Genomic DNA, 24,712 nt, shown 5'->3' with positions numbered 1-24,712 from the left:
AGGGCCCGGCGGAGGGGTATTGCTGGGAAACTGCGTGATCTCATCCCGTGTTTTTCCGGCCGTGCGGCCTGCAGATCTGCATTCGGTATCACTGGATAGCGGGAGTGCGGCGGCAGAACCGCCGCGCTCCCGTACCCGTTTCAGCTAGCCTTGCATGGCGATGGTTTCAGACATGGAAATTGGCCGCCGTCAATTGCGTGATATTCACGCCGCTCAGCAGCACCAGCGCCGTGTCGATGGCATTGGCGCTACTCAGGTCGCTCGAGTGATACACCGTCACGGCACCGCTGTTCTGCGCATCGGCGATGACGATGTAGCCCTGGCCCGACAGCACGCTGCTGTCGGCCGCGATGGCGCTGGCCGCCGCGCCGATCGACACGGATGTGCCGTCGAAGATGAACAGGTTGTCGTTGCCAAAGTCCGTGCTCAGGTTGACGCCCACCGCCACCGACGCCGTCAGGTGGGCGATGGCCGACATGTCGATGACGTCGCCGCCGGCAGCCGGCAGGCCGGTGCTGAAGTCGGCGACCGTCAGCGGATTGTGCAGGGCATTCTGGCTCAGCACGAACAGCTGGCTGGCGTCGGTCAGGTCGGCCTGGGCCTGGGCGGCGGCCGCGGCTGCGGCATCGGCATTCGCCGCCACCGTCAGCGACGCGGCATCCGTCAGGTCTGCCTGTGCCTGCGCTTGCAGGGCCGCTGCCGCTGCCGCATCGGCTGCCAGGTGCAGGGCGTTGGCGTCGGTCAGGCTGGCCGCCAGCGTTGCCGCCGCTGCCGCCGCCGCCGCCGCGTCGGCAGCCTGCGTGAGTGCCACGGCATCGGTCTGGTCGGCGATGGCTTGCACGGCGGCGGCGTGGGCGGCGTCCGCATCCGAGATGAGGGCCAGCGCCGCGGCATCCGTTTGCGCCGCCACGGCATTGGCTTGCACCAGCGCCGCGTCGGCCGCCTGCGCATCGGCGTGGGCCTGGGCCGCGGCCGCATCGTCGGCAAACGCGGCGTTGGCGTTGGCGTGCGCCGTGGCGGCATTGGCGGCCGCCGCTGCAGCCGCCGCGTCGTCAGCCTGGGCCGCCTGGAAGGCCAGCAGGGAGGCTGCGGCCTGCGCTTGCGCCAGTGGCGCGGCGGCATCGGCGGCATGGGCGGCCAGCGCCGCCGCCGCCGCGTTGTTCGCATTCAGCGTGGCGGCCGCCGCTGCCGCATCGTCCGCCTGCGCCGCCTGCGTGATGGCCAGCGAGATGGCGGCCTGGGCGGCTGCTGCTGCCGCCGCGTCGTCGTCATTCTGGGCCGCCGTGGCCGCCGCCAGGGCCGTGGCCGCCGTTGCTGCCGTGCTGGCGGCCAGGGCGTCGGCGGCGATGGCTGCCGTGTGCGCGGCGGCGGAGGCGGCGGCATTGGCCGCTGCCAGGTTGGCGGCAGCGTCGTCGGCCTGCGCTGCCTGGGCGGCGATCAGAGCCGCCGCTGCGGCCGCTGCGCTGGCCGTGGCTGCCGCGTCGGCTGCTGCCGCCGCCGTGGCGGCCGCTTGCGCCACCGATGCGGCTGCTGCGGCGTCGGCCGCTGCCTGGTCGTCGGCGACGGCCTGGTCATGCGCCGCCTGGGCGTTGGCGGCATTGGCGGCCGCCACGGCGGCGGCCGCATCGCTGGCCTGGGCCGCTTGCGTGGCGGCCAGGGAAATGGCTGCCGCCGCTGCCGCCGCTGCTGCCGCGGCATCGTCGGCGTGCGCATTTTGCGCCGCCAGCTGGGCAGCGGCTGCTGCCGCCGCGGTGGCGGCGACATTGGCGTCGGCGGCGATGGCCGCGTTCAATGCCAGCTGCGCATTCGCGGCGGCCGTGGCGGCCGCTGCCGCCGTGGCGTCGTCGGCCTGGGCATTGAGCGTGTTGGCCAGCGAGATTGCCGCCTGGGCCGCCGCCGTTGCGGCGGCGGCATCGGCATTCTGCGCTGCCACCGCTGCCGCATGCGCCGACGCCGCGTTTGCGGCAGCGGTGGCCGCCGCCGCATCGTCGGCCTGGGCCGCCGCCAGCGCCGCATGGGCCGCTGCCGCATTCGCATTGGCCTGCGCTGCCGCATCGGACGCATTCTGCGCGGAGATGAGGAGGTTCAGCTTGAGCGTCTTGTCATTGTCGGCGTCCAGGGCGTTGGTATCGGCCGTTACCGCCGCGTTCAGGTTGGCGATGGCTGCGTTGAGCGCGGCATGGGCATTGATGGCCGCCGTGTCGGCCAGTTGCGCCGCCAGCGTGGCCGCTGCCGACAGGGCCGCCGTGTGCGCGGCGCTGGCGGCGGCATCGTCGGCGGCCAGTGCGGCGCTGGCCGCGGCCAGTGCATTGTTGGCCGCCGTGGCGAGGGCGGCCAGGCCGGCGTCGGCCAGCAGCGCGGCGTCGGCAATGACCTGCGCGGCCGCGGCGGCGGCTGCCGTGCTTGCCGCCGTGGCGTCGGCGCCCAGGGCGGCATTGGTGGCGGCGAGCGAGGCGCTGGCCGTCAGGATTGCCGCGTTCAGCGCCGTCGTGGCCGCATTCAGGGCCGCTTGCGCATTGTTGGCCGCCGTGGCCGCTGCTGCGGCGAGGCTGTCGTCGTTCAGGGCCTGGTTCAGCGCGGCCAGCGCGCTGGCTGCCGTCGCCGCCGTCGTGCCGACGGCCAGGTCGGCCGCCTGCGCGGCCTGCGTGGCGGCCAGCGAGATGGCCGCCGTGAGGGCGGCTGCCGCTGCTGCGGCATCGTCCGCCTGCGCGTGCTGCGTGGCGGCGGCCGAGATGGCGGCGATGGCGGCGGCAGCGGCGGCAGCCGTATCGGCGGCGGTGGCGGCCGCAGCGGCGGCCGTGGCGTTGGTGGAGTTGAGGATGGCCGCGGCGGCGGCGGCATCGTCGGCCAGGGCCTGGTTCAGCGCGGCCAGTGCGTTGGCGGCGATGGTGGCGGCGCTGGCGGCGGCGTTGTCGGCTGCCTGTGCCGCTTGTGCGGCGGCCAGCGAGGTGCTGGCGATGGTCGCGGCCGTGGCGGCGGCGAGGTCGTCGGCGACGGCGGCTGCAGCGGCGGCGCTGGCCGTCACGGCGGCGGCGGCCGTGGCGGCGGCATTCGCGTCGGCCTGCAGGGCGGCGTTCAGGGCGGCCAGGGCATTGGCGGCCGTGGCGGCTGTCGCGGCGGCGGCGGCGTCGGCCGCTTGCGCCGCCTGGGCCGCTGCCAGCGAGGTGGCGGCCACGCCGGCGGCGGTCGCCGCGAGGGTGTCGTCCAGCTGCGCGGCCGTGGCGGCGGCCTGCGAGGTCAGGGCCAGCGTGGCGGCGGCGGTGGCGGCATTGTCGGCGGCGATCGCATTGTTCAGCGTGACCAGCGAGGCGGCCGCCGTGGCGGCGGTCGAGGCGGCAGCGGCATCGTCGGCTTGCGCCGCCAGCGCCGCCGTGTGCGACAGGCCGGCCGTCGTGGCGGCCACGGTGGCGGCCAGCGCGGCCACCAGGTCGAGCGGATGGGCTGCCGAATAGGCGGCCAGGGCGGCGGCATTCGCCGCGTCGTTATTGGCGATGGTGGTCAGCGCGGCGGCATCCGTCAGGGCGGCCTTGGTGGCGGCCACGGTGGCGGCCGTGACGTCGAGCGTGTGGGCGGTGCCCAGCAGGACGGCATCGGTCAGGCCGGCCGTGGTGGCGGCCAGGGTCGAGGCCGTGGCATTCACCGTCGCCACCAGGCCCAGGGCGACGGCGTCCGTCAGGTTGGCCGTCGTTTGCGCGGCGGTGGCGGCCGCCGCATCGACGGTTGCCGTCAGGCCCAGGGCGACGGCATCGGTCAGCGCGGCGGTGGCGGCGGCCGCATTGGCGGCGGCGGTGGCGGCCGTCGAGACGGTGCCCAGCGCCACGGCATCCGTCAGGTTGGCGGTGGCGGCAGCCAGGCCGGCGGCCGTGTTGGCGGCCGTCGAGACGAGGCCCAGTGCCACGGCATCGGTCAGGTTGGCCGTCGTCTGGGCCGTGGCGGCGAGTGCCGCATCGGCGGTGGCGACCAGGCCCAGGGCCACGGCGTCCGTCAGGGCGGCGGTGCCGGCAGTGGTGCTGGCTACCGTGGCGGCGGCGGCCGAGAGCGTGCCGAGGGCAACCGCATCGGTCAGGTTGGCAACATTCGTCGCCGTATTGGCGGCGCCCGCCGCGACGGTGGCGGCCAGGCCCAGGGCGACCGCGTCCGTCAGGTTGGCCGTCGCCTGCAAGGCGGCGGCGGTGGCGGCGTCGGCGGTGGAGGTGAGTCCCAGCGCGGCGGCGTCCGTCAGGGCGGCCAGGCTGGCGGCCGAGGCGGCAGCCAGCCCATCGGCCGTGGAAATGAGGCTCAGCGCGATGGCGTCCGTCTGGCCAGCCGTCGTGACGGCGGCAGCGGCGGCCGCATCGGCGACCGACGAGGCGAGGCCCAGGGCCACGGCATCGGTTTGATTGGCAAGCAATTGCGCCGTGGTCAGGGCGTTTTGCGCCAGCGTATTGGCGGCCGTCAGGGTGGTGACGGCGGCCTGGGCGGCAAGTTCGGCGGCGGCATCGGCGGTGGAGACAAGGCCCAGCGCGCCGGCATCGGTCAGTGCGGCCGTGGCCGCTGCGGCCGTGGCGGCGGCCTGGGCCGCAGCGGCGGCGCTGACGGCCGAGATATCGATGCCGCCCAGCAGGGCGGCCGTTTCCGCCGCCGAGACGGCAGCGGCGGCTGCGCTGATGAGCGCTCCGGCGTCGGTCAGGTTGGCGGTGACTTGCAAGCCGGCCGCCGTCAGCGCATCGGCGGTCGAGATGCCGGCAAGGATGAGGGCATCCGTCAGGTTGGCATCGGCATCGGCGCCATCGGCATCGAGCTGCAAGGCGTTGACGGTGGCCGTCAGGTCGATCACGCTGGTCTGGCCGGCCGTGACATTGGCGGCCAGGGCGGCGAGGTTGGCGAGATTGAAGGCATTCAGGGCGACGTTGACGTCCAGCAGGCTGGCTTGCGCATTGGCGGCCGCTGCATCGGCGTCGGCCTGGTCGGCTGCTTGCTGCAGAGCAACCACATCGGTCTGGTCGGCCACGGCCTGGGCATTGGCGGCATCGTTCGCGGCGGCGGCATCGGCAGCGGCCAGGGCGGCCGCGTCTGTCTGGTTGGCCGTGGTTTGCGCCGCCAGCGCGGCGGCGGCGTCGTTATCGGAAATCACTTGCAGCGCGGCCGCGTCGGTCAGGGCCGCCTGCGCGGCGGCGCTGGCGGACGTGCTGGCGGCGGCATCGGCCGTGATCTGCAGGGCGGCGGCATCGCTCAGGTTGGCGGTCACCACGGCATTGGCAGCCGCGGTGGCGGCAGCGGCGGCGGCGAGGTCGAGCGCGGCGGCATCCGTGTTGTTGGCCAGGGCGGCCGCCGCTGCCGCCGTGGCGGCGTCGGCGCTGGAAATCAGGGCCAGCGCGGCCGCGTCGGTCAGGTCGGCCTGCACCTGCGCCGCGTCCGACGCCAGGGTGGCGGCGTCGGCGATCAGCCCCAGCGTGGGGGCGTCCGTCATGTTGGCCTGTGTCTGGGCATTCGCCGCGTTCGTGGCGGCCGCGTTGGCGGCTGCCTGCAGGGCCACGGCATCGGTGGCATTGGCGATCGACGCATCCCAGGCGGCGACGCCGGCAGCGGCGTCCGAGGCCATCGTCAGGGCCACGGCATCGGTCAGGCCCGCCTGGTTGGCGGCGGCCGTGGCGGCCGTGGCGGCGTTGCTTGCGGCCACGCCCAGCGCCGCCGCATCGCTGGCATTGGCGGCCGTGGCCGCATTCGCTGCCGCCGTGGCGGCGGCGTTCGAGGCGGCCGTCAGCGCGGCGGCGTCGGTGGCGTTGGCCACGCTGGCTGCGGCCGCTGCGGCGGCTGCATCCGCATCTGAAGTGAGGGACAGGGTGGCGGCGTCGGTCAGGCTCGCTTGTATGCCGGCCGCGACGGCGGCGTTGGCGGCGGCGGTTGCCGCCACGTCCAGCGCGGCGGCATCCGTGGCATTGGCCAGGGCCGTGGCGGCAGCGGCAGCGGCGGCGTCGTTGGCCGAGATCGCTCCCAGCGCCGCGGCGTCCGTCAGCGCCGCTTGCGTGTTGGCGGCGGCGGCGACGACATCGGCCGCATCGGCGATCAATTGCAGTGCTGGCGCGTTGGTCTGGTCGGCCTGCGTTTGTGCCGCGTCTGCAGCGGCCTGTGCGGCGGCGGCATTGGCGGCGGCCGTGATGGCGGCCGCATCGGCGTTCTGAGCGGCCGTCGTGGCGGCCAGCGAGGCGGCGGCCGTGGCGTTGGCGGCCGCGGCAGCGCTGTCGTCATTCGTGGCGGCGCTGGCGGCCGCCTGGATGCCGGGAAGGACGGCGGCCGTGCTGATGGCGAGCGCGTCGTCGTTGGTGGCCGTATTGGCGGCAGCCAGTGCCGCCGCCGCCGCTGCCGCTGCCTGCGCCGCCAGCTGGTCGGCGAGGAGGGCGGCGTTGGCCGCGGCTTGCGAAGCGGCAGCCGTGGCCGCGGCCGTGGCCGCATTGGCGTCGTCGGCCAGCGCGGCGTTGGCGGCGGCGAGAGCGGCGGCGGCGGCCAGGATGGCTGCATCGGTGACGGTGGTGGTGGTGGATTGATTCCCCGTGCCGCCCTGGCCGCCGGTCGAGCCGCCCGTACCGCCCGTACCGCCCGTACCTCCCGTACCCGTGCCGCCCGTGCCGGAACCGCCAGCGGCGGCGCCGCCGCCACCGCCACCGCCGGCTGCGGCGGCAACCAGGCCCAGGCCGCCAATCGCGCCCAGGGCGCCGAGTCCGCCCAGGCCGCCAGCAGCGCCCGCACCGGCGCCTGCACCTGCGCCAGCGCCAGCCGATGCGCCGGCGACGTCGACGACGCTGCCGCTAGGAATGGCGCCCGCTCCGGCCCCGGCTCCCGCGCCTGCACCCGCAGCGCCGCCATTGTTGTCGCTTTGTGGCGTGCCCGTATTGGCCGTTCCCGTGCCGCCTGCCTGGCCCGCTGCGGCGCCACCACCACCGGCTGCCGCCGCCGCGGCTGCCACGGCCGCCGCGGCGCCCAGGGCGCCGGCCGTGCCATTGCTGTCGGCGCTGCCGGTGACTTCGACGACGTTCTCTGGCGGCATGGTCTGGTCGGCCACGGCGCCTCGCGCCAGCTCTTCCTCGTCGTATTGTTTGCGCTCGCCATTCTTGGCATTCGCGGCTTTTTTGACGGGCGTGGCGAGCTTGGCGCCGGCGGCTTCGGCATTGACGGGAACTTGTGCTGGATTTTGTGCGGTGGCCATTTGAAAATCTCCGGAATAGGTTATGTGTTCGTTAAATTTTTTAAGATATTAAAAAATTAATAAATATAATTTGTTTCCATGGTTTCTCCGGCGTGGCTTGGGCCGTGATCGATCTTGGGTACTGCTGATGCGTATGGTGGCAAGTAAAACATATTTGAATAAAAACCGCTGGGAGAAAAGTGCGGCTATTTCAAAATAATAAAAATGTTATTTTTGCATTTGTTTTTCGGCTCCTTCATTTTCCCGTTTTGCGCGGCACCGGGGACTGGCTTGCCTGGCGATATCCACTGTCGGGATGCGGATGTTTTTCTATCTCCGCTCTTGCTGTCACTCTGATGTTAGTTTCAATTTTGAAACATTCAATTTCATTTTGATCATTCGCCATGGCTCTATTCTTTCAAGCTTTGCTGAAGGAAACAATCACGGATTGTCACGAAACGGAGCTTTTCAGTTGAATCCGCTGCCAGGTTCCATTATTTTCGCGACTTTCCTTGAAAAACCGTCTCGCTATCAAATTGGTAGTTGTTGTTTTTTGGTTGGTGATTATTAAATTTGATCGCCAATAAAATGCGATAGAAATAATTATTTGTAATTTCAATATCGAATAATTGCTATCGAATCAATAGTCTTTATTTGCGAAGGGAAATTCTTGATAATCACTATCGGAAGCGTAGTGAGATACGCCGACGGGCAGGAGGGAGGGATGAAATAGAAAACGCCCCGGCGGGCGGGGCGTTTTTGCGGCGCAGGGGAGGGGGCGGTCAGCCTTCCTCGCGCCAGCGGCGCAGGCGGATGGCGGCGTACAGCAGTGCCGCGCCGACCGCGGCACCCAGCCAGACGGCTGGCAGGGCCAGGCTGGACCAGGAATTGCTGAACACGCCGAGGCGTGTCATGTGCGAGCCGCCTTCTGCCAGGGCGCGCATTTGCGGCAGCAGTTCCGGTTCGAACAGATACCAGCTGCCGGGCAGGGTGCCCAGCAGGGCGCGTCCGATGACATTCATCTGTATCCAGCTGACGTCGCTTTCCGTCAGCGTCATCTTGCCGGCCCAGACCGTCAAGATCAGCAGCAGCAGCGGCACGCCGACAGCCCACAGGAAGACCTTGGACTTGGCCCAGCTCGATACCATCAGCAACCAGCCCACGGTGGGCAAGGCCCACAGGCAATACACGGGCAGCAAGCCGAACACGCGCAGCGGTCCCAGATACAGGCCGGGCGAGCTGGCCAGGTCGGCAAACACGTGGATGCCGTTGGCGGCCAGCACGCCGCTCAGTATCAGCACCAGCGCCAGCGAGGTGATGCTGGCGGCGGCGGCGACGATTACCGGCGCCACCAGCAGGGCGATGATGGCTTTCGACAGCACCGTCTGCGTATCCGAGATGGGCAGCGACTTCCAGAACAGCACGCTGCGGTCGCGGCGGTCGTCATGCAGAGCGCTCAGGCAATAGAAAAACACGAGGAAACCCAGCGCCAGGAACAGGGGCGCGGCCGCGTACGTGTAGTTGTTGGCGACGGCGTCGATGATTTCCGTGCGGCGCGGCCCGAAGGTGCGGGTATTGAAGATGGCGCTCCAGGACACTTCCTCGCCATTGATGGTCAGCGCCGTGCGCGTCTTGGTCTTGGCGATGGTGCCGATCGTCATCAAGGCGCCCAGCAAGGTCATGACGATGCCGATCACGGCTGGCGTCCACAGCAGCATGCCCTTGTGCTCCCACAGCTCGCGCCGCAGCAGCCATTGCATTTTTTTCATGGGGGAAATGCTCATTGGTACGATCCTTTCATGGTCGCGACAAACAGGTCAGCCAGGCTGGGAGTGCGCAATTCGCCGAGGGCGGCCAGCTGGGTGCGGGCGACGCCATCGAACAGCATCACGGACTTGCCGAACACGCTGCGCTCGCTGATCGGCTGCAGGGCGCGCGCCGGGTTGACGTGCTGCGGGCCCACCATCACCTCGACATAGCGTTCGCCCACTTCTTCCATCGTCGAGGCCAGCACGATCTTGCCGTCGCGAATGAACATCAGGTCGCTGAGGATGTGTTCCACCTCCTCGATCTGGTGGGTGGTGATGACGATGGTCTTGTTTTCATCGAAATAGTCTTCCAGCAGGTTCTGGTAGAACTGCTTGCGGTACAGGATGTCCAGGCCCAGGGTCGGCTCGTCGAGCACCAGCAGCCTGGCGTCGATGGCCATCACCAGCGCCAGGTGCAGCTGCACGATCATACCCTTCGACATGGCCTTGACCTTCATCTTCGGCGCCAGCTTGGTATGCGCCAGGTAGCGCTCGGCCTTGCTGCGGTCGAAGCGCGGATGCACGCCGGCGACAAAGTCGATGGCGTCGCGCACACGCAGCCAGCCCGGCAGGATGGCGACGTCGGCGATGAAGCAGACATCGTCCATCAGCGCGTCTCGCTGCAGGCGCGGATCGCGCCCCAGCACCGACAGCTCGCCATCGAAGCCCGTCAGGCCCAGGATGGCTTTCAGGGTGGTGGTCTTGCCCGAGCCGTTAGGCCCGATCAGGCCGACGATGCGTCCCGGCGCGATATCGAAGCTGATGCCGTCGACGGCCACCTGCTTGCCGTACTGCTTGCGCAAGCCGCGCGCGCTGATGACGCTGTCGTTGTTCAATGCATTCATGCGCCTTCTCCCTTGACGCCGTCCTGGCGGCTGGCCAGCAGCAGTTGTTCCAGATTCAGGCCCAGTTGCGTAATGCGTTCCAGCATGGCCGGCCATTCTTCGCGCATGAAGCGCTCGCGTTCACTGGCCAGCAATTTGTCGCGGGCGCCTTCCAAGACATACATACCGAGTCCTCTGCGTTTTTCCACCAGGGCATCGTCGACCAGTTCCTGATAGGCGCGCGAGACCGTAATGGGATTCAATTGATAGTCGGCCGCCACCTGGCGCACCGAAGGCAAGGCGTCGCCGGACTGCAGCACGCCATCGAGCATCATGCCCACTACCCTGGCCTTGAGCTGGCGGTAGATGGGACTATTGTCATTCCATTCCGCGCTCATGGGATGCGCTCCGACAAGGGCGGGGCGGGACGGCGCGTAAAAAGTGCTGTAGGCATCGAAGCTCCGTGATTTATTGAGTTGGTGTTGTAGTTAACTATAACAGTGAAAATTCAAATGTCAACAAAATCATGTTTTTCTATCCATGAGGAAACTATAATGTTGCGTCTTTGAGAATCTTACTTGATAACTTCTGGCGAATATCATCGCCAGTCACCATGAAAGCAGCAATGATCAATCGATATGACGAGTTGCATAAACTGTTCAGGCGCGCCGGCTGCGGCGTCGCCCTGTTGGCCGTACTGAGCGCCTGTGGCGGCGGTTCCGGCGGTGGCACGGCCACGCCGCCGCCTGTACCGCCGGTCGACACGCCGCGCTACCTGCTGGGCGGCACGGTCAGCGGCCTGCTGCCCGGCGCCAGCGTCGTGCTGGCGAACGGCACGGATAAGGTGACCGTCACGGCCAACGGCGCGTTCAGCTTTGCCGGCAAGCTGGCGGCGGGTGCCAGTTACGATGGCAAGGTCGACAGCGCCTCCGCTGGCCTGGGCTGCAGCATCGCGCAAGGCGCGGCGACGATGGGCAGTGCGGATGTCAGCACGCTTGCCGTGCGTTGCCTGCCCATCGTGCTGGCCGGCGTGCAGGAGCGTATCCAGCGTATCGATGGCATGGTGCAGGATGCTGCGGGCAATTCTTACTTCTCCGATTCGTCCACGCAGGTGATCCACAAGCTTGCCCCCGACGGCAGCCTCAGTATTTACGCTGGCATGCCGGGCAAGACGGGTGCCGTCGACGGGCCTGCCGCCAGCGCGACCTTCTACATGAGCGGCGGTCGCGCACCGCTGGCGATCGACGGCAAGGCGAATCTGTACGTGGCCGACAGCTGCAATGGCCTGGTGCGAAAAATTACGCCTGCCGGGGTGGTCAGTACATTGGCCGGGAAGCGCCGCGCCAATTGCAGCGGGCCGCAGGAGGGGCAGGATGGCGATACTGCATACGCCGATGGCGCGGGGACGCAGGCGCGGTTCGGATGGATCACCAGCATGGCCATGGACCGCAACGATGATGTGCTGCTCGTCGATGACGGATCGGCGCCGGTTCGCCGGGTGACGCCAGCTGGCGTGGTCAGTTCCATCAATGTCCTGTTTGCCGAGCCGAATGGCCTGCCAAGGGCAGGACTAGCGGGGCAGATAGCGGTCGATGCCAACGGCGTCATTTACTTGAGCAACAGTGGCGGCAGCAAGGTCTACCGCTTCGATCGTGGCGTGGCGACCCTGGTTGCTGGAAATGCGAGAACGACTGGCTATGATGGCAAGGGGGCGAATGCCAGCTTCCGGGGCGTGCGCAGCATGATGTTCGAGCGCAGCGGCAATTTGTTGCTGGCCGACCGAGACGCCATCCGCCGCATGACACCCGATGGCGAGGTGACGACGGTGGCGGGGCGCGTGGTGCCCGACGCGACAGGGAAATCTCTCGACTGGAAAAATCTGGCGCTGATATCGAGCGAGGATTCAGGCGCCATGCTGGTCTTCGATTCCAGCCTGCAACGGCTGAACCGGGTGGATGCCGGCAACAGGATTGCGACCGTGCCTGTCATGCTGAGCGATGCCGGATCGGCGGACGGCGTGGGCGCTGCAGCTCGCGTGGGCAATGTCAGGGCATCGACCATGTGCAGCGACCCCGCGGGGAATGTCTATCTGCTCGATGCGGTCGGCAAGGTGCTGCGCCGGCTGGCGCCAAATGGCAAGCTCGAGCTGTATGCGGGGATTGCCGGCCGCGCCGGCAGCGACGACGGCGCGCGGCTCAGCGCGACCATGGCCAGCCCCGTGGCGATCGCTTGCGGTGCGGATGGGGCCGTGTATGTTGCCGACAGGGCGCCGGATGCGCCTGCGTTTAATTTACGTAAGATCAATAGCGACGGGGTCATGTCGACCATCGAGCAATTGCCGGCTGACACCAATAGCCTTCAGCAGTATATCCTGGCGATTGACAAGGATGGCTATATTACATGGATGGAGATCTTCGGCGAGGGCATTTACCGGCGCCCGCCCGGCGGCGTATTTTCCTTGTTCGTGTCCTTTGACGCGCTCACGCGCGCCCTCGGCGATCGCGATCCCGGCCCCCAATCTGTCCTCCCCTACAGCATTGTGTTTGACAGCACAGGGGAGATGTATTTTGATGACTACTATCATCAGGTGATATTCAAGGCGAATCGTTCCGGCAGCGTGACCGTGTTTGCCGGCACCTTGTACTCGAGTAAAAATATCGACGGTGCGCCTGGCGTGGGCAGCCTGTCATTTGCGGGCATGCCCAGCCTGGCCATCGACAAGGCCGACAACCTGTACGTCAGCGGCCAGGATGGCGTGCGCAAAATCAACCCGGCTGGGGTTATTTCCACACCGCAGCTGGCATGGGGCAATCCCATCGTGGACATCGTAGCTTTTGGCAATGGCACGCTGTACGGCTATACCGCCCGTGCCATCGTCCAGACGCCTTTGCCTTAGGCCCGGCTATGGGCAGGCGCGGCTGGCAAGTCCGTCAGCCGCGCCTGCAAGTCCAGCGCATTGAACAGGGCGGCCCCGGCGGCCGTATTGTCGAAGATGCACCAGCTGCCTGCCTGCGCCGGTTCGCGCAGGCAGGCAGCCAGGCTTGCCAGGTACGCAGGCGGGTAGTCGGAGTAGTAGATTGTCGGGCTGCCGTGCAGGCGCAAATAGGCCACTTCCGTCGTCGGCACGTGCGGGCCAGGCTGGCCGGCGGGCGGATCGGCCTGCACGCGCGTGATGCGCTGCAGCGTTAACAGCCCGGTCGCGCCTTCCTCGAACCAGCTGGGGTGGCGCGCTTCGCACGCGAGCATGCCGCTGAAGCGCTGGCGCAGCGCACTGAAAAATGCGGCGGCCACGGCCGTATCGAATTGCAGGCTGGGCGGCAGCTGCACCAGTACGCAGCCCAGTTTTGTTCCCAGTTGCAACACTTCCCCCGTAAAGCGATCCAGTTCCGCCGCGCCATCGCGCAAGCGCCGTTCGTGCGTGATGCTGCGCGGCAATTTCACGCTGAAGCGGAAATGGTCGGGCACGCCGTCGGCCCAGCGCGCGTAGGTGGCGGGCTGGTGCGGGCGATAGAACGAGCTGTTGATTTCCACGCAGGACAGGGCGCGGGCGTAGCGCTGCAGGTGGCTGCCTGCGGAGGGGAAGTGGCTGGCGGCGGCACTGGAGATGCTCCAGCCGGCCGTGCCGATGTAATGCGTGTGCATGGCGCCATTACAGCAGGGCCGGGCGGGCGCGGCTATCGGACAAACGCCCGTGGCGCGGTCAGCGGTCGCCTAGTCGATGATGTCGCCATTGAGGTCGTGGCGCGTGATGTTGCCGCGCGCATCGATGGCGATCCAGCCGCCGCGCGGCCCTTCCGGCGGCGTCACGTCGCATTCCCAGTCGGGCAGCACATAGCGCAAGGTGTCGTCGACTTTATGCAGGGCAGGGCGGTGCGTATGGCCGTGGATCATCACGGTACTCGCGTGTTCGGCAAATACTTGCGCCACGGCATCGGGCGTGACATCCATGATGTCCATGGATTTTTCGCCATTGTGCTCGCGGCTGCTCTGGCGCAAGCCGTCGATGATGGTCTTGCGCTGCGCCAGCGGCATGGATAAAAACTGTTTTTGCCAGGCCGGCTGGCGCACCATGGCGCGAAACTCCATGTACTTGACGTCTTTCGTGCATTCGGCGTCGCCATGCAGCAGGACGATGCGCCGGCCGGCAATGGTGGCCACGTGCGGTTCGCTGAGCAGGGTGGCGCCGGCCGCGGCGGCAAAGCCGGAGCCGACGAGGAAATCGCGGTTGCCGGCGATCCAGTACACGTGTACGCCAGCATCGCTGACGGCGCGGATGGCAGCCGTCATGCGCGCATTGAACGGGTCTTCCAGGTCATCGTCGCCGGCCCAGTATTCGAACAGGTCGCCTAATAGGTACAGCGCTTGCGCATATTGCGCATGGTGTTCCAGGAAGGAAAGAAAGGCGGCGCTGGTGCGCGGGTGCGAGCTCTGCAGGTGCAGGTCGGAAATAAAGAGTGCGGCAGGCATTGTCATCGTTCAACGCTCCCAAAAAGTGATGTACATGGAGAGGCGCAAACGCTGCAATGCCTGTTATTCATGGTGCCAGAGCCGAATTAAGCGGCTTCTACCTTCTCGATGATCACGTCGGTCACCGGCACGTCGGCGAACATGCCGGCGCGCGAGGTTTTCACGGCGCGGATGGCGTCGACGACTTCCTTGCCATCGGTGACTTTGCCGAACACGGCATAGCCCCAGCCGTCCTGGCCTGGGTAGTCGAGGAAGCTGTTGTTCTTGATGTTGATGAAGAACTGGGCCGATGCCGAGTGCGGATCCGACGTGCGGGCCATGGCCAGCGTGTAGGTATCGTTTTTCAGGCCGTTCTTGGCTTCGTTTTCGACGGTGGTGTCGGCAGGCTTCTGTTTCATGCCTGGTTCGAAACCGCCGCCCTGGATCATGAAGCCGTCGATGACGCGGTGGAAAATCGTGTTGTCGTAGTGACCGGCTTTCATGTAGGCCAGGAAGTTGGCAACCGTTTTCGGCGCTTTTTCGGCGTCCAGTTCAGCGGTGATCTTGCCCAGATTGGTGGTGATGATGACGGAGGTCATGATGATCCTTAATAAATTGGATGAAAAGTTGATTTGGGCCGTGGCATGCCACGGCGGCATGCGGAGACCGCAAAAACGCTATTTTACAGTTTTGCGGGCGCTGTCTTGAGTAAAGTCGCCGATTCGATCAGCACGGGGGTGACGGGCACGTTCTGGTGCGGTCCCTTGTCGGCCACGGGCACGGCCTTGATCTTGTCGACCACGTCCATGCCGCTGACGACTTTGCCGAACACCGTATAGCCGAAGCCGTCGCGGCCAGGATAGTCGAGCGCGCCGTTGTCGTTGACGTTGATGAAAAATTGCGCCGTGGCCGAATGCGGGTCGCCCGTACGCGCCATGGCGATGCTGTAGGTGACGTTTTGCAAGCCGTTTTGCGCCTCGTTCTTGATCGGCGCCTTGGTGGCTTTCTGTTTCATGTTCTTGTCGAAGCCGCCGCCCTGTATCATGAAGCCATCGATGACGCGGTGAAACACGGTTCCCTTGTAGTATCCGCTTTTGACATACTGCAAGAAGTTGGCCACGCTTTTCGGCGCTTTTTCCTGGTCCAGTTCCAGCACGATCTCGCCCATGCTGGTTTTCAGGGCCACGTGCGGCGTGGGATCGAGGGCTGCCGACGGCGTTGCAGGCGTGGCCGCGACGACGGCGCCGCCCAGGGTCAGGCTGGCGAACAGGGTGCAGAAGCGGGCCAGGAATGGCAGGCGTTTCGATTTGGTTTCTTGCATGGAGGCGTCCTTAATCGTTATTTTTCTCTAAACTTGCTTTAATTGTAAAGAAGTGAAAATTCGGTTGAACATCGTAAAAACCTGATTCATATCGGGCCAGTATGGTTTTTATCAATGTTATACTTGACCGCTAACGCCCTAATTCTAACAAACAAGAACAACAATATAGCGGGTCGTACAGTCTCGGCGCACACGGCAGTTCAGTGGCGCGGCACCCCTGGTGTCCGCGCCTGTCTGTCGTTTTGCCTGGCTGGCGGCCGCTCCACTTGCAAAGTACGATGAGCAATCTAAAGATTTACAACACCCTGGCTCGCGAGAAGCAGGTATTCGTCCCGATGGAAGCGGGCAAGGTACGCATGTACGTCTGCGGCATGACCATCTACGATTATTGCCATATCGGCCATGCGCGCATGATGATGGCCTTCGACGTCATCTACCGCTGGCTGAAGGCGTCCGATTTCGACGTCACCTATGTGCGCAACATTACGGACATCGACGATAAGATCATCCGCCGCGCCGTGGAAAACGGCGAGACGATCTCGCAGCTGACGACGCGGTTCACCCGCTACATGGATGAAGACACGGCCGCGCTGGGCATCTTGACGCCCGACCATACGCCGCGCGCCACCGAATACGTGCCGCAGATGCTGAGCCTGATCGAGCAGCTGGAAGCGAAAAACCTCGCCTACCAGGGCGTTGACGGCGATGTCAATTACGCCGTGCGCAATTTCCCCCACTACGGCAAGCTGTCGGGCAAGTCGCTCGACGACCTGCGCGCGGGCGAGCGTGTCGACGTCAACACGGGCAAGCGCGATCCGCTCGATTTCGTGCTGTGGAAGTCGTCGAAGGAATCCGAGCCGGAAGAAGTCAAATGGGATTCGAAGTGGGGCAAGGGCCGCCCGGGCTGGCATATCGAGTGCTCGGCCATGTCGTGTGCCTTGCTCGGTGAACAATTCGACATCCACGGCGGCGGCGCGGACTTGCAATTCCCGCACCACGAAAACGAGATCGCCCAATCCGAAGGCGCGTTCGGCCATACCAGCGTCAATTACTGGATACATAACGGATTCGTGCGCCTGGACAATGAAAAAATGTCCAAGTCGCTCGGCAACTTCTTCACCATCCGCGAAGTGCTGCAAAAGTACGACGCCGAAGTGATCCGCTTCTTCATCCTGCGCGCGCATTACCGCAGCCCCCTCAATTATTCGGACGTGCACCTGGACGATGCGCGTCTGTCGCTGACGCGCCTGTACACGGCGCTGGCCGACGTGGCGGTGGAAGAGGGCGCGATCGACTGGAGCGAAGCGCACGCCGTGCGCGTGCGCGAAGCGATGGATGACGATTTCAACACGCCGCTGGCCGTGGCGGCCCTGTTCGACCTGGCAACGGAAGTGAACAAGAGCAAGTCGCCGACCCTGGCGCGCCAGCTGAAAGGCTTGGCGGGCGTGCTGGGCTTGCTGGAGCGCACGCCGCAGCAATTCCTGCAAGCCACCGTCGGCGCCGCCGGCGGCCAGGACGAGGCGGCAGGCATCGAAGCGGCCATCGCGGCGCGCAGCGCGGCGAAAAAGGCGCGCGACTTTGCCGCATCGGACAAGATCCGCGCCGATCTGTTGGCTGCGGGCATCATTCTCGAAGACAAGCCTGACGGCTCGACCAACTGGCGCCGCGCATGATGCCAACGTCCAGGGACAACGGGGAAGCCCCGGTAGCGGCGCAGGTGATCCAGGTGCCGCACTACTGGGAAGAGGCGAAGATCGAGCTGATGAAGCGCGACCGCATCATGAAAAAGCTCATCCCGCAATTTGGCGACCTGCACCTGGTCGGCCATAGCGACCCGTTTACCACCCTGGCCCGTTCCTTGGTCGGGCAGCAGATCACGCCCAAGGCGGCGGATGCCGCCTGGAAAAAACTGCTGCTGGCCTGCCCGAAATGCACGCCCTCGCAAGTGCTGAAGGCAGGCGCCGAGCAACTGGCTGCCTGTGGCTTGTCCAAACGCAAGACCGAATACATCCTCGACCTGGCCGACCATTTCAAGGCCAAGCGCGTGCACGCCAGCCAGTGGGACCAGATGGATGACGAAGCCGTCATCGCCGAGCTGGTGCAGATCCGCGGCATCGGCCGCTGGACCGCCGAGATGTTTTTGATATTTAATTTGCTGCGACCGAATGTCTTGCCGCTCGACGATCCTGGTCTGATCCAGGGTATCAGCGTCAATTATTTCTCCGGCGAACCTGTTTCCCGCAGCGATGCGCGCGAAGTTTCCGCCAATTGGGAGCCGTGGCGCACCGTGGCGACGTGGTATCTGTGGCGCAGTCTCGACCCTGCAGCCGCCCCTGCCGCATCCGATACAGCCCCCGGCGCACCAGCCGGTACGGTAAAATAAACATAGATGACGCCGCGCGCCCTGGCGCCGTGGCCGGTAAAACCTGGAGGTACAATGACTAAAACGACTTTCCTCAATTTTGAACAGCCGATCGCGGAACTCGATTCCAAGATCGAAGAGTTGCGCTTCGTGCAAGACGATTCGGCCGTCGACATCTCGGAAGAGATCGACCGCCTGGCCAAGAAGAGCCAGCAGCTGACCAAGGATATCTACGCCAAGCTGACGCCTTGGCAAGTGGCGCAGATCGCGCGCCACCCGCAGCGCCCCTACACCATGGATTACGTGAATGAAATCTTTACCGATTTCCACGAATTGCATGGCGACCGCAGTTACGCGGACGACCTGTCCGTCGTCGGCGGCCTGGCCCGCTTCAACGGCCAGCCATGCATGGTCATCGGTCATCAAAAGGGCCGCGACACGAAAGAGCGCGCCATGCGCAATTTCGGCATGCCGAAACCGGAAGGCTACCGCAAGGCCATGCGCCTGATGAAAGTGGCTGAAAAGTTCAACTTGCCGATTTTCACGTTTGTCGACACGCCAGGCGCCTTCCCCGGCATCGACGCGGAAGAGCGCGGCCAGTCGGAAGCGATCGGCCACAACCTGTACGTGATGGCGGAACTGAAAGTGCCGCTGATCGCCACCATCATCGGTGAAGGCGGTTCCGGCGGCGCACTGGCCATTGCCGTGGGCGATGCCGTGCTGATGCTGCAGTACTCGACCTATGCCGTGATTTCGCCGGAAGGCTGCGCCTCGATCCTGTGGAAGAGCGCCGAACGCGCGTCCGACGCGGCCGAAGCGCTGGGCCTGACGGCGCACCGCCTGAAAGCCATGGGCCTGATCGACAAGATCATCAACGAACCGCTGGGCGGCGCCCACCGCGATCCGAAACAGATGGCCACCTTGCTGAAACGCGCACTGGCCGATACCCTGCGCCAGTTCCACGGCATGAAAACCAAGGACCTGCTGGCCGCGCGCCACGAGAAGTTGCTGAGCTACGGCAAGTTCAAGGAAACCACGCCGAGCGAGTAAGCCGTCGCAGGTCGGCGTAGGTTGGCGTAGGTCGGCTTAGCGCAGCGTAAGCCGACAAGACGTAAGTCGACAAGACAGTAAAACACCAGGGACAGGCAGGTAGCCGAACACACTCGGCTATCCACCTGTCCCTCTTTGCATTCCCGGAGTCCGAATTGAAAAAGCAACAAACCGCCACCGTGCCCGATATCTTCGCCCGTGCGCTGGACGCCTGTGCGCTGCCAGCGGGCAGTCCCGTTGGCATTGCCCTGAGCGGCGGCCTCGATTCCGCGGCCTTGCTGCACCTGGCGCATGCCTGGGCGCAGGAGCAGGGCGCAATCCTGCATGCCTTCCACGTGCACCACGGCCTGAGCCCGAACGCGGATGCCTGGCTGGCCCACTGCGAACATGCGTGCGCCGGCATGGGCATCGCCTTCGAGGCACGCAAGGTCGCGCTGGAAAAGAATGCGAAGACGGGCACGGAAGAGGCGGCCCGCAAGCGCCGCTACGCAGCCCTGGGCGAGCTGTGCGCCACGCATGGCGTGCGCCTGCTGCTGACGGCCCACCACCAGGATGACCAGGCTGAAACGGTGCTGCTGCAATTGCTGCGCGGCTCGGGCACGGCGGGCTTGTCCGGCATGGACGGCGCCAACAGCGCGCCCGAACTGCTGGGCAATCCGGACCTGGTGATGGCGCGTCCTTTGCTCTCCGTGTCGCGCCGGCAACTCGAAACGTACGTGGCGAAACATGCGATCGCGCACATCCACGACGAATCGAATGACGATCCGCGTTTCGCCCGCAATGCCCTGCGGCATCAGGTGATGCCCGTGCTGGCGCAGGCGTTTCCCGGTTTCCAGGAACGCTTCGCCCGCAGCGCCCAGCATGCGCAATCGGCGCAGCGCCTGTTGACGGAGCTGGCGACGCAGGACTTGTCAGATTGCCTCGATGGCGATTGCATCGAACTGGCGAAATTGCGCGCGCTGAGCATGGACCGCTGCTACAACCTGCTGCGCCACTGGTTCGGCACGCGCGGCTTGCGCATGCCGTCGACGGCGTGGCTGGCGGAAATGCTGGCGCAACTGCTCGAGGCGCGGCCCGATGCGCAATTGCTCGTCACGCATCCCGAATGCCATGTGCGGCGTCACCGCGACCGCCTGTATTTGACGCCGAAGCTCGACGACCTCGCGGGCATGCGCGACAGGAGCGACGCGAATATCCCGGGCCTGGAAAAAGCCAGCCAGCAATTTGCGTGGCGCGGCGAGGCCAGCCTGGCGTTTCCTGCCTACGGCGGCGTGCTGCATTTCGATGCCGTGGCGGAGGGTGGCCAGGGCATCGATATTGCCTGGCTGCAAACTCAAGCCTTGACCATCGATTTCCGCCAGGGCGGCGAGCGGCTGAAGCTGGCGCTGAACCGTCCCACCAAGAGCTTGAAATACCATTACCAGGCCTTCGACGTGCCGGCCTGGGAGCGCGAACGCCTGCCCCTTGTCTGTGCGGCGCAACAATTGCTGTATGCAGCTGGTATTGGCCTCGATTGCCATTGCCTGAGTCTGCTGGATCGTCCACGCGTGACCTTGCGCTGGCAGTCCTGCTGAGCGCAGGGACGGCTGCCACGGCCACTCCCGGGGTGGCCGGCAAGTGGCTGTTCAAGCCAGCTGGACTGCATGGATTGGTTATTTCCATATGTGTAATTGGTATGAGCTAATGCGCTTTTTAGCTTGTTATTTTGCATTGCGGCATGTAGAGTAAAGCCCTCCTTTTTTATTCTTCTTGAGCGGAAACTTCACTCTTATGGCTTTAATCGTCCACAAATATGGCGGTACGTCGATGGGCTCGACTGACCGTATCAAGAATGTCGCCAAGCGCGTTGCCAAGTGGCACGACGCTGGGCATCAAATCGTGGTGGTGCCATCCGCCATGTCGGGCGAAACGAACCGCCTGATTGGACTGGCCAAGGAAATCATGGATCAACCCGATCCCCGTGAACTTGACATGATCGCCTCGACAGGCGAACAAGTGTCCGTCGGCCTATTGTCGATGGCACTGCTGGCGATCGGCAAACAAGCCGTATCCTATGCTGGCTGGCAAGTCGCGATCAAGACCGATTCCGCCTTTACCAAGGCACGCATCCAGTCGATCGATGACGAAAAAGTCAAACGCGACCTCGATGCGGGCAAGATCGTCATCATTACCGGTTTCCAGGGCGTCGACGAGAACGACAATATCGCGACCCTGGGCCGCGGCGGTTCCGACACCTCGGCCGTGGCGATCGCCGCCGCCATGAAGGCGTCCGAATGCCTGATCTTCACGGACGTCGATGGCGTCTACACGACCGACCCGCGCGTGGTTTCCGAGGCGCGCCGCCTGAAGACCATCACCTTTGAAGAAATGCTGGAACTGGCTTCGCTGGGTTCCAAAGTGCTTCAAACGCGTTCGGTGGAATTTGCCGGCAACTACCGCGTGCCCACGCGCGTGCTGTCGTCGCTGACCGACCCGATGTTGCCGCTGGAAATAGAAGCCAATTCAGGCACCCTGATTTCGTTTGAGGAAGATACAAACATGGAACAAGCAGTCATCTCCGGCATCGCCTTCAACCGCGATGAAGCCAAAATCACCGTGCTCGGCGTGCCCGACCGTCCAGGCGTGGCGTACCACATCCTGGGACCGGTGGCGGACGCGAATATCGAAGTCGACATGATCATACAGAATCAGTCGGTCGACGGTAAAACGGACTTCACCTTCACCGTCTCGCGCGGCGAGTATGCACGCGCGCTGGCCGTGCTGGAAGCGAACCGCGAATCGCTGGGCGCGGCCAGCATCACGGGCGACGCCAAAGTGTCGAAACTGTCCGTCGTCGGCGTCGGCATGCGCAGCCACGTGGGCGTCGCATCGCAGATGTTCCGCACCCTGTCGGAAGAGGGCATCAACATCATGATGATCTCGACTTCGGAGATCAAGATTTCCGTCCTGATCGATGAAAAGTACATGGAGCTGGCCGTGCGCGCGCTGCATAAAGCGTTCGAGCTGGAAAAAGCTTAAAAATGTAAAAATATTGCCCCACGCCCTTGACCAAAGGGGGGGCAGTCGATATTATGACGTTCGTCGCTGCAGCGCAGTTAGCTACAGAGACATAGTTGAGTAATCAGCTAGGAGACGTGGCCGAGTGGCCGAAGGCACATCCCTGCTAAGGATGCATACGGCTTATACCTGTATCGTGGGTTCGAATCCCACCGTCTCCGCCAGTACAATAAAACCCGCTGCTTCGAAAGAAGCAGCGGGTTTTTTCATTTCCGCCTTGCGGAGACGAGCAAAGCGCCTGCGCGCTTTGCGCGTGGGATGCGAAGCCTTGCGCGTACTCGCGCAAGGCTCCCCGTATCCTCATGCTGCCGCGCTGCGCGCGCACGTTGGCCGCGTGGCGGCCAACGCCGTCCCCTCATCTCCGGCACTAGTGGCCAGCGCCCCATCAGCCTCAGCCTCAGCCTCAGCCTCCAGTCCGCAGCGCCGTCCCCTCGCATCCGGCGCTGGCAACTAGCTCCGCCGCCCCAGCCCGTAATCCCCCCACCCATAAATACAACATGTGATTTAGTGTGAGTATTGACTCTTTGTCATTATGCATAATGGCAATGTTACTAATAAAAACTATGCATGCCCAGCCATGCTTCCATTGCCGAGTCCAATCGAGGAGTTGCCATGTCCCATCGTCTTCCCAGCAAGTACGTGTTGCTGTGTCTTGCCGCCATGCCGTTCGCTTGCAGTGCCGCGTTCGCCGCGGAAACCAAGGTCAACCTCACACTCGATCGCAGCCTGAAGTCCGTGCCGGACCTCGAGCTGCGCCTGCTGCAGGAACCGCCAAAGCTGAAGGCGCGGGCCAGGCCTGTCAGCCGCGCGGCGAGCAAGCGCGACGAGTACGAGAAGTCGTACGACCTGTACATCCGCTATGCCAACGGCACCATCTATAACCCGACCACGGCAAAGCATGACAAGGTGCGCCTGCGCTCGTACCAGCAGACGAGCGGCCTGGCGCTCGACGGTCGCGACGAGAATGCGGCCACCTTCATGGCGCCCACCGTGGTGATGGCGCCGGGACAGACCGTGCGCTTCAAGCTGCACAACCAGTTGCCGGTGCTGCCAGCCGAGCAGTGCGCGACGAGTGATATCAACGCGCCGCGTCCGCGCGGCTGCTTCAACGACACCAACCTGCATTCGCATGGCTTGTGGGTCTCGCCCTCGGGCAATAGCGACAATGTGCTGATCTCGATCAAGCCTGACGTGGATTTCGAGTATGAATACAATATTCCCATCGACCATCCTGCCGGCACGTTCTGGTATCACCCGCATCAGCATGGCGCGACGGCCATGCAGGTTGCCAGCGGCATGGCCGGCGCGCTGGTGGTCGAAGGCGACCGTTATCCGACCGCCACCGCACAGGGCGACCTCGACGTCATGCTGAAGCAATTCCAGCCCGACGATGGCAGCGGCAGCGCCGGAGAAGTGATGCTGTTGCAGCAAATCCCGTATGACTGCCCCAGCAACAGCCTGGCGCCAACGAAGCCGTGCGACAAGGATGCGGTGGGCGTGCTCGAGGATTTCGGCCAGGTCGAAGACCCGGATGCCTGGTTGATGTCGGGCCGCTATACCTCCGTCAATGGCAAGGTGCAGCCGGTACTGAAGATGGATACGCAGCGGCTGTACCGCTGGCGCCTGATCGACACGGGCTTCCAGGCTTCCGTCGTATTGCGCATCCGGCGCGCCAATGATCCGCAAAAGCTGCTCCAGGCGCTCAGCGTGGCCAACCAGGACAAGGACGTGATGGAGTTGTGCGATGGCGAGGACATCACGCAATTCGAGGTGGCCAGCGATGGCTTGACGCACGACAGGATCATTGCCAAGACCCTCAACTACCTGCAGCCGGGCTACCGCAGCGATATCCTGTTCTCCCTGCCGAAGGCGGGCGCGTATTGCGTGTATGCGGAAACCAATCTCAACAACTTGACGCAGATGCATGACGTGAACAACACGCGCCTGATCAGCGTGATCGCCGCCGAGACCAGCACCAGGGCCGCCGCCCGCGCCAAGGCGGGCGAGTCGCCGCGCGACTTTCTGCTGGCCGAGTTGCGCAGCGCCGTCAAGCGCCTGCCCAGCGCGCAGTTGCCGAGCAACCTCAAGACCGACATCCTCAATGACCTGAACAATGGGCTCAAGCTCACGAAATTTGTCCCGCACAAGGCTTTCAGCGACAAGGAGCAGGAAGCCATGCGCAGCGACAAGAAGGAGTATGTGACCTTCAATATTGCGAAGGTGAAGGACGAGTACCGCTTCATGGTGGAGGGCAAGCCGGAAGATTCGCCGACGCCCGACCTGAAGTATGTCTATCATCCGCACCGCATCGACCACACGCTGGTGCTGGGCACGCAGCAGATATGGGAACTCGCTTCCAAGAATGGCAGCCACCCCTTCCATATCCACGTCAATCCCTTCCAGATCATCAGCATCGTGAGGACCGACAAGGTCGAGGGCAGCGAGGCTCCGCCGCCGGTCGATCCGCAATACAAGGACCTGGTCGGCACGTGGAAGGACACCTTGCTGGTGATTCCCAAGCACAAGATCGAGATCGCCACGCGCTATCAGCGCTACATCGGCGAGTACGTACTGCATTGCCACATCCTCGAGCATGAAGACCAGGGCATGATGCAAAACGTCAAGGTCGTGCTGCCCGATGGCAAGGGTGGCGGCGACGCCGGCGGACACGGACACTGACCG

16 protein-coding genes and 1 tRNA gene are annotated in these 24,712 nt (G+C 64.8%); 8 read left to right on the top strand and 9 right to left on the bottom strand.

Annotated elements, in window-relative coordinates; genetic code table 11:
- Positions 1-166 precede the first annotated feature (166 nt).
- The 5 genes from YQ44_RS29045 to YQ44_RS16900 all read right to left on the bottom strand — a co-directional run bounded on the left by YQ44_RS29045 (position 167) and on the right by YQ44_RS16900 (position 10,192).
- Positions 167-7,183 carry a hypothetical protein gene (locus tag YQ44_RS29045; RefSeq protein WP_071324387.1) on the bottom strand — a complete coding sequence of 2,339 codons (7,017 nt, stop codon included), beginning with the start codon at positions 7,181-7,183 and terminating at the stop codon, positions 167-169.
- A gap of 235 nt (positions 7,184-7,418) precedes the next feature.
- Positions 7,419-7,568 carry a hypothetical protein gene (locus tag YQ44_RS29040; RefSeq protein WP_156894889.1) on the bottom strand — a complete coding sequence of 50 codons (150 nt, stop codon included), beginning with the start codon at positions 7,566-7,568 and terminating at the stop codon, positions 7,419-7,421.
- A gap of 376 nt (positions 7,569-7,944) precedes the next feature.
- Entirely contained in the window at positions 7,945-8,931 is a 987-nt protein-coding gene (locus YQ44_RS16910) for a hypothetical protein (RefSeq protein ID WP_071324386.1), read from the bottom strand.
- Positions 8,932-8,942: 11 nt separating this feature from the next.
- Complete coding sequence (locus tag YQ44_RS16905) at positions 8,943-9,815, bottom strand: ABC transporter ATP-binding protein (RefSeq protein WP_071324385.1); 873 nt, start codon at positions 9,813-9,815, stop codon at positions 8,943-8,945.
- On the bottom strand, positions 9,812-10,192 hold the full coding sequence (locus YQ44_RS16900) for a GntR family transcriptional regulator (protein WP_071324384.1): 381 nt from the start codon (positions 10,190-10,192) through the stop codon (positions 9,812-9,814). Before YQ44_RS16900 ends, YQ44_RS16905 begins: the two co-directional genes overlap by 4 nt.
- A gap of 215 nt (positions 10,193-10,407) precedes the next feature.
- Between YQ44_RS16900 and YQ44_RS16895 the strand changes: the two genes are divergently transcribed.
- Complete coding sequence (locus YQ44_RS16895) at positions 10,408-12,690, top strand: hypothetical protein (RefSeq protein ID WP_156894888.1); 2,283 nt, start codon at positions 10,408-10,410, stop codon at positions 12,688-12,690.
- Here YQ44_RS16895 and YQ44_RS16890 read toward each other — a convergent pair.
- The 4 genes from YQ44_RS16890 to YQ44_RS16875 form a co-directional block, all read right to left on the bottom strand.
- On the bottom strand, positions 12,687-13,436 hold the full coding sequence (locus YQ44_RS16890; protein WP_071324382.1) for a DUF72 domain-containing protein: 750 nt from the start codon (positions 13,434-13,436) through the stop codon (positions 12,687-12,689). The genes YQ44_RS16895 and YQ44_RS16890 overlap by 4 nt on opposite strands.
- Positions 13,437-13,505: 69 nt before the next feature.
- On the bottom strand, positions 13,506-14,261 hold the full coding sequence (locus YQ44_RS16885) for a UDP-2,3-diacylglucosamine diphosphatase (RefSeq protein ID WP_083411912.1): 756 nt from the start codon (positions 14,259-14,261) through the stop codon (positions 13,506-13,508).
- Positions 14,262-14,347: 86 nt separating this feature from the next.
- Positions 14,348-14,839, bottom strand: coding sequence for a peptidylprolyl isomerase (locus YQ44_RS16880; protein ID WP_071326571.1), 492 nt, complete (start codon positions 14,837-14,839; stop codon positions 14,348-14,350).
- 83 nt (positions 14,840-14,922) lie between these two features.
- Entirely contained in the window at positions 14,923-15,561 is a 639-nt protein-coding gene (locus YQ44_RS16875; RefSeq protein WP_071324380.1) for a peptidylprolyl isomerase, read from the bottom strand.
- A gap of 278 nt (positions 15,562-15,839) precedes the next feature.
- Between YQ44_RS16875 and cysS the strand changes: the two genes are divergently transcribed.
- The 7 genes from cysS (at position 15,840) to YQ44_RS16840 (ending at position 24,709) form a co-directional block, all read left to right on the top strand.
- Positions 15,840-17,234 carry a cysteine--tRNA ligase gene (gene cysS / locus YQ44_RS16870; protein WP_071324379.1) on the top strand — a complete coding sequence of 465 codons (1,395 nt, stop codon included), beginning with the start codon at positions 15,840-15,842 and terminating at the stop codon, positions 17,232-17,234.
- Entirely contained in the window at positions 17,234-17,944 is a 711-nt protein-coding gene (locus tag YQ44_RS16865; RefSeq protein WP_071326570.1) for a DNA-3-methyladenine glycosylase family protein, read from the top strand. The genes cysS and YQ44_RS16865 overlap by 1 nt, the downstream gene beginning before the upstream one ends.
- A gap of 54 nt (positions 17,945-17,998) precedes the next feature.
- Complete coding sequence (locus YQ44_RS16860; protein WP_034756951.1) at positions 17,999-18,973, top strand: acetyl-CoA carboxylase carboxyltransferase subunit alpha; 975 nt, start codon at positions 17,999-18,001, stop codon at positions 18,971-18,973.
- 155 nt (positions 18,974-19,128) lie between these two features.
- Positions 19,129-20,547 carry a tRNA lysidine(34) synthetase TilS gene (tilS, locus tag YQ44_RS16855; RefSeq protein ID WP_071324378.1) on the top strand — a complete coding sequence of 473 codons (1,419 nt, stop codon included), beginning with the start codon at positions 19,129-19,131 and terminating at the stop codon, positions 20,545-20,547.
- Positions 20,548-20,743: 196 nt separating this feature from the next.
- Positions 20,744-21,991: an aspartate kinase gene (locus YQ44_RS16850; protein ID WP_071324377.1), complete on the top strand. Its 1,248-nt coding sequence runs from the start codon at positions 20,744-20,746 to the stop codon at positions 21,989-21,991.
- Positions 21,992-22,101: 110 nt separating this feature from the next.
- Positions 22,102-22,194: transfer RNA gene (locus YQ44_RS16845), tRNA-Ser, on the top strand.
- A gap of 448 nt (positions 22,195-22,642) precedes the next feature.
- The gene (locus tag YQ44_RS16840) at positions 22,643-24,709 is read left to right on the top strand and encodes a multicopper oxidase family protein (protein WP_198043732.1); all 2,067 of its coding nucleotides are present in this window, start codon (positions 22,643-22,645) and stop codon (positions 24,707-24,709) included.
- Positions 24,710-24,712 lie beyond the last annotated feature (3 nt).

The organism is Janthinobacterium sp. 1_2014MBL_MicDiv (assembly GCF_001865675.1).
Taxonomy (GTDB): Bacteria; Pseudomonadota; Gammaproteobacteria; order Burkholderiales; family Burkholderiaceae_D; genus Janthinobacterium.
The sequence above is the reverse complement of the archived record's forward strand: the minus strand, read 5'-3'. Positions and strand labels throughout refer to the sequence as shown.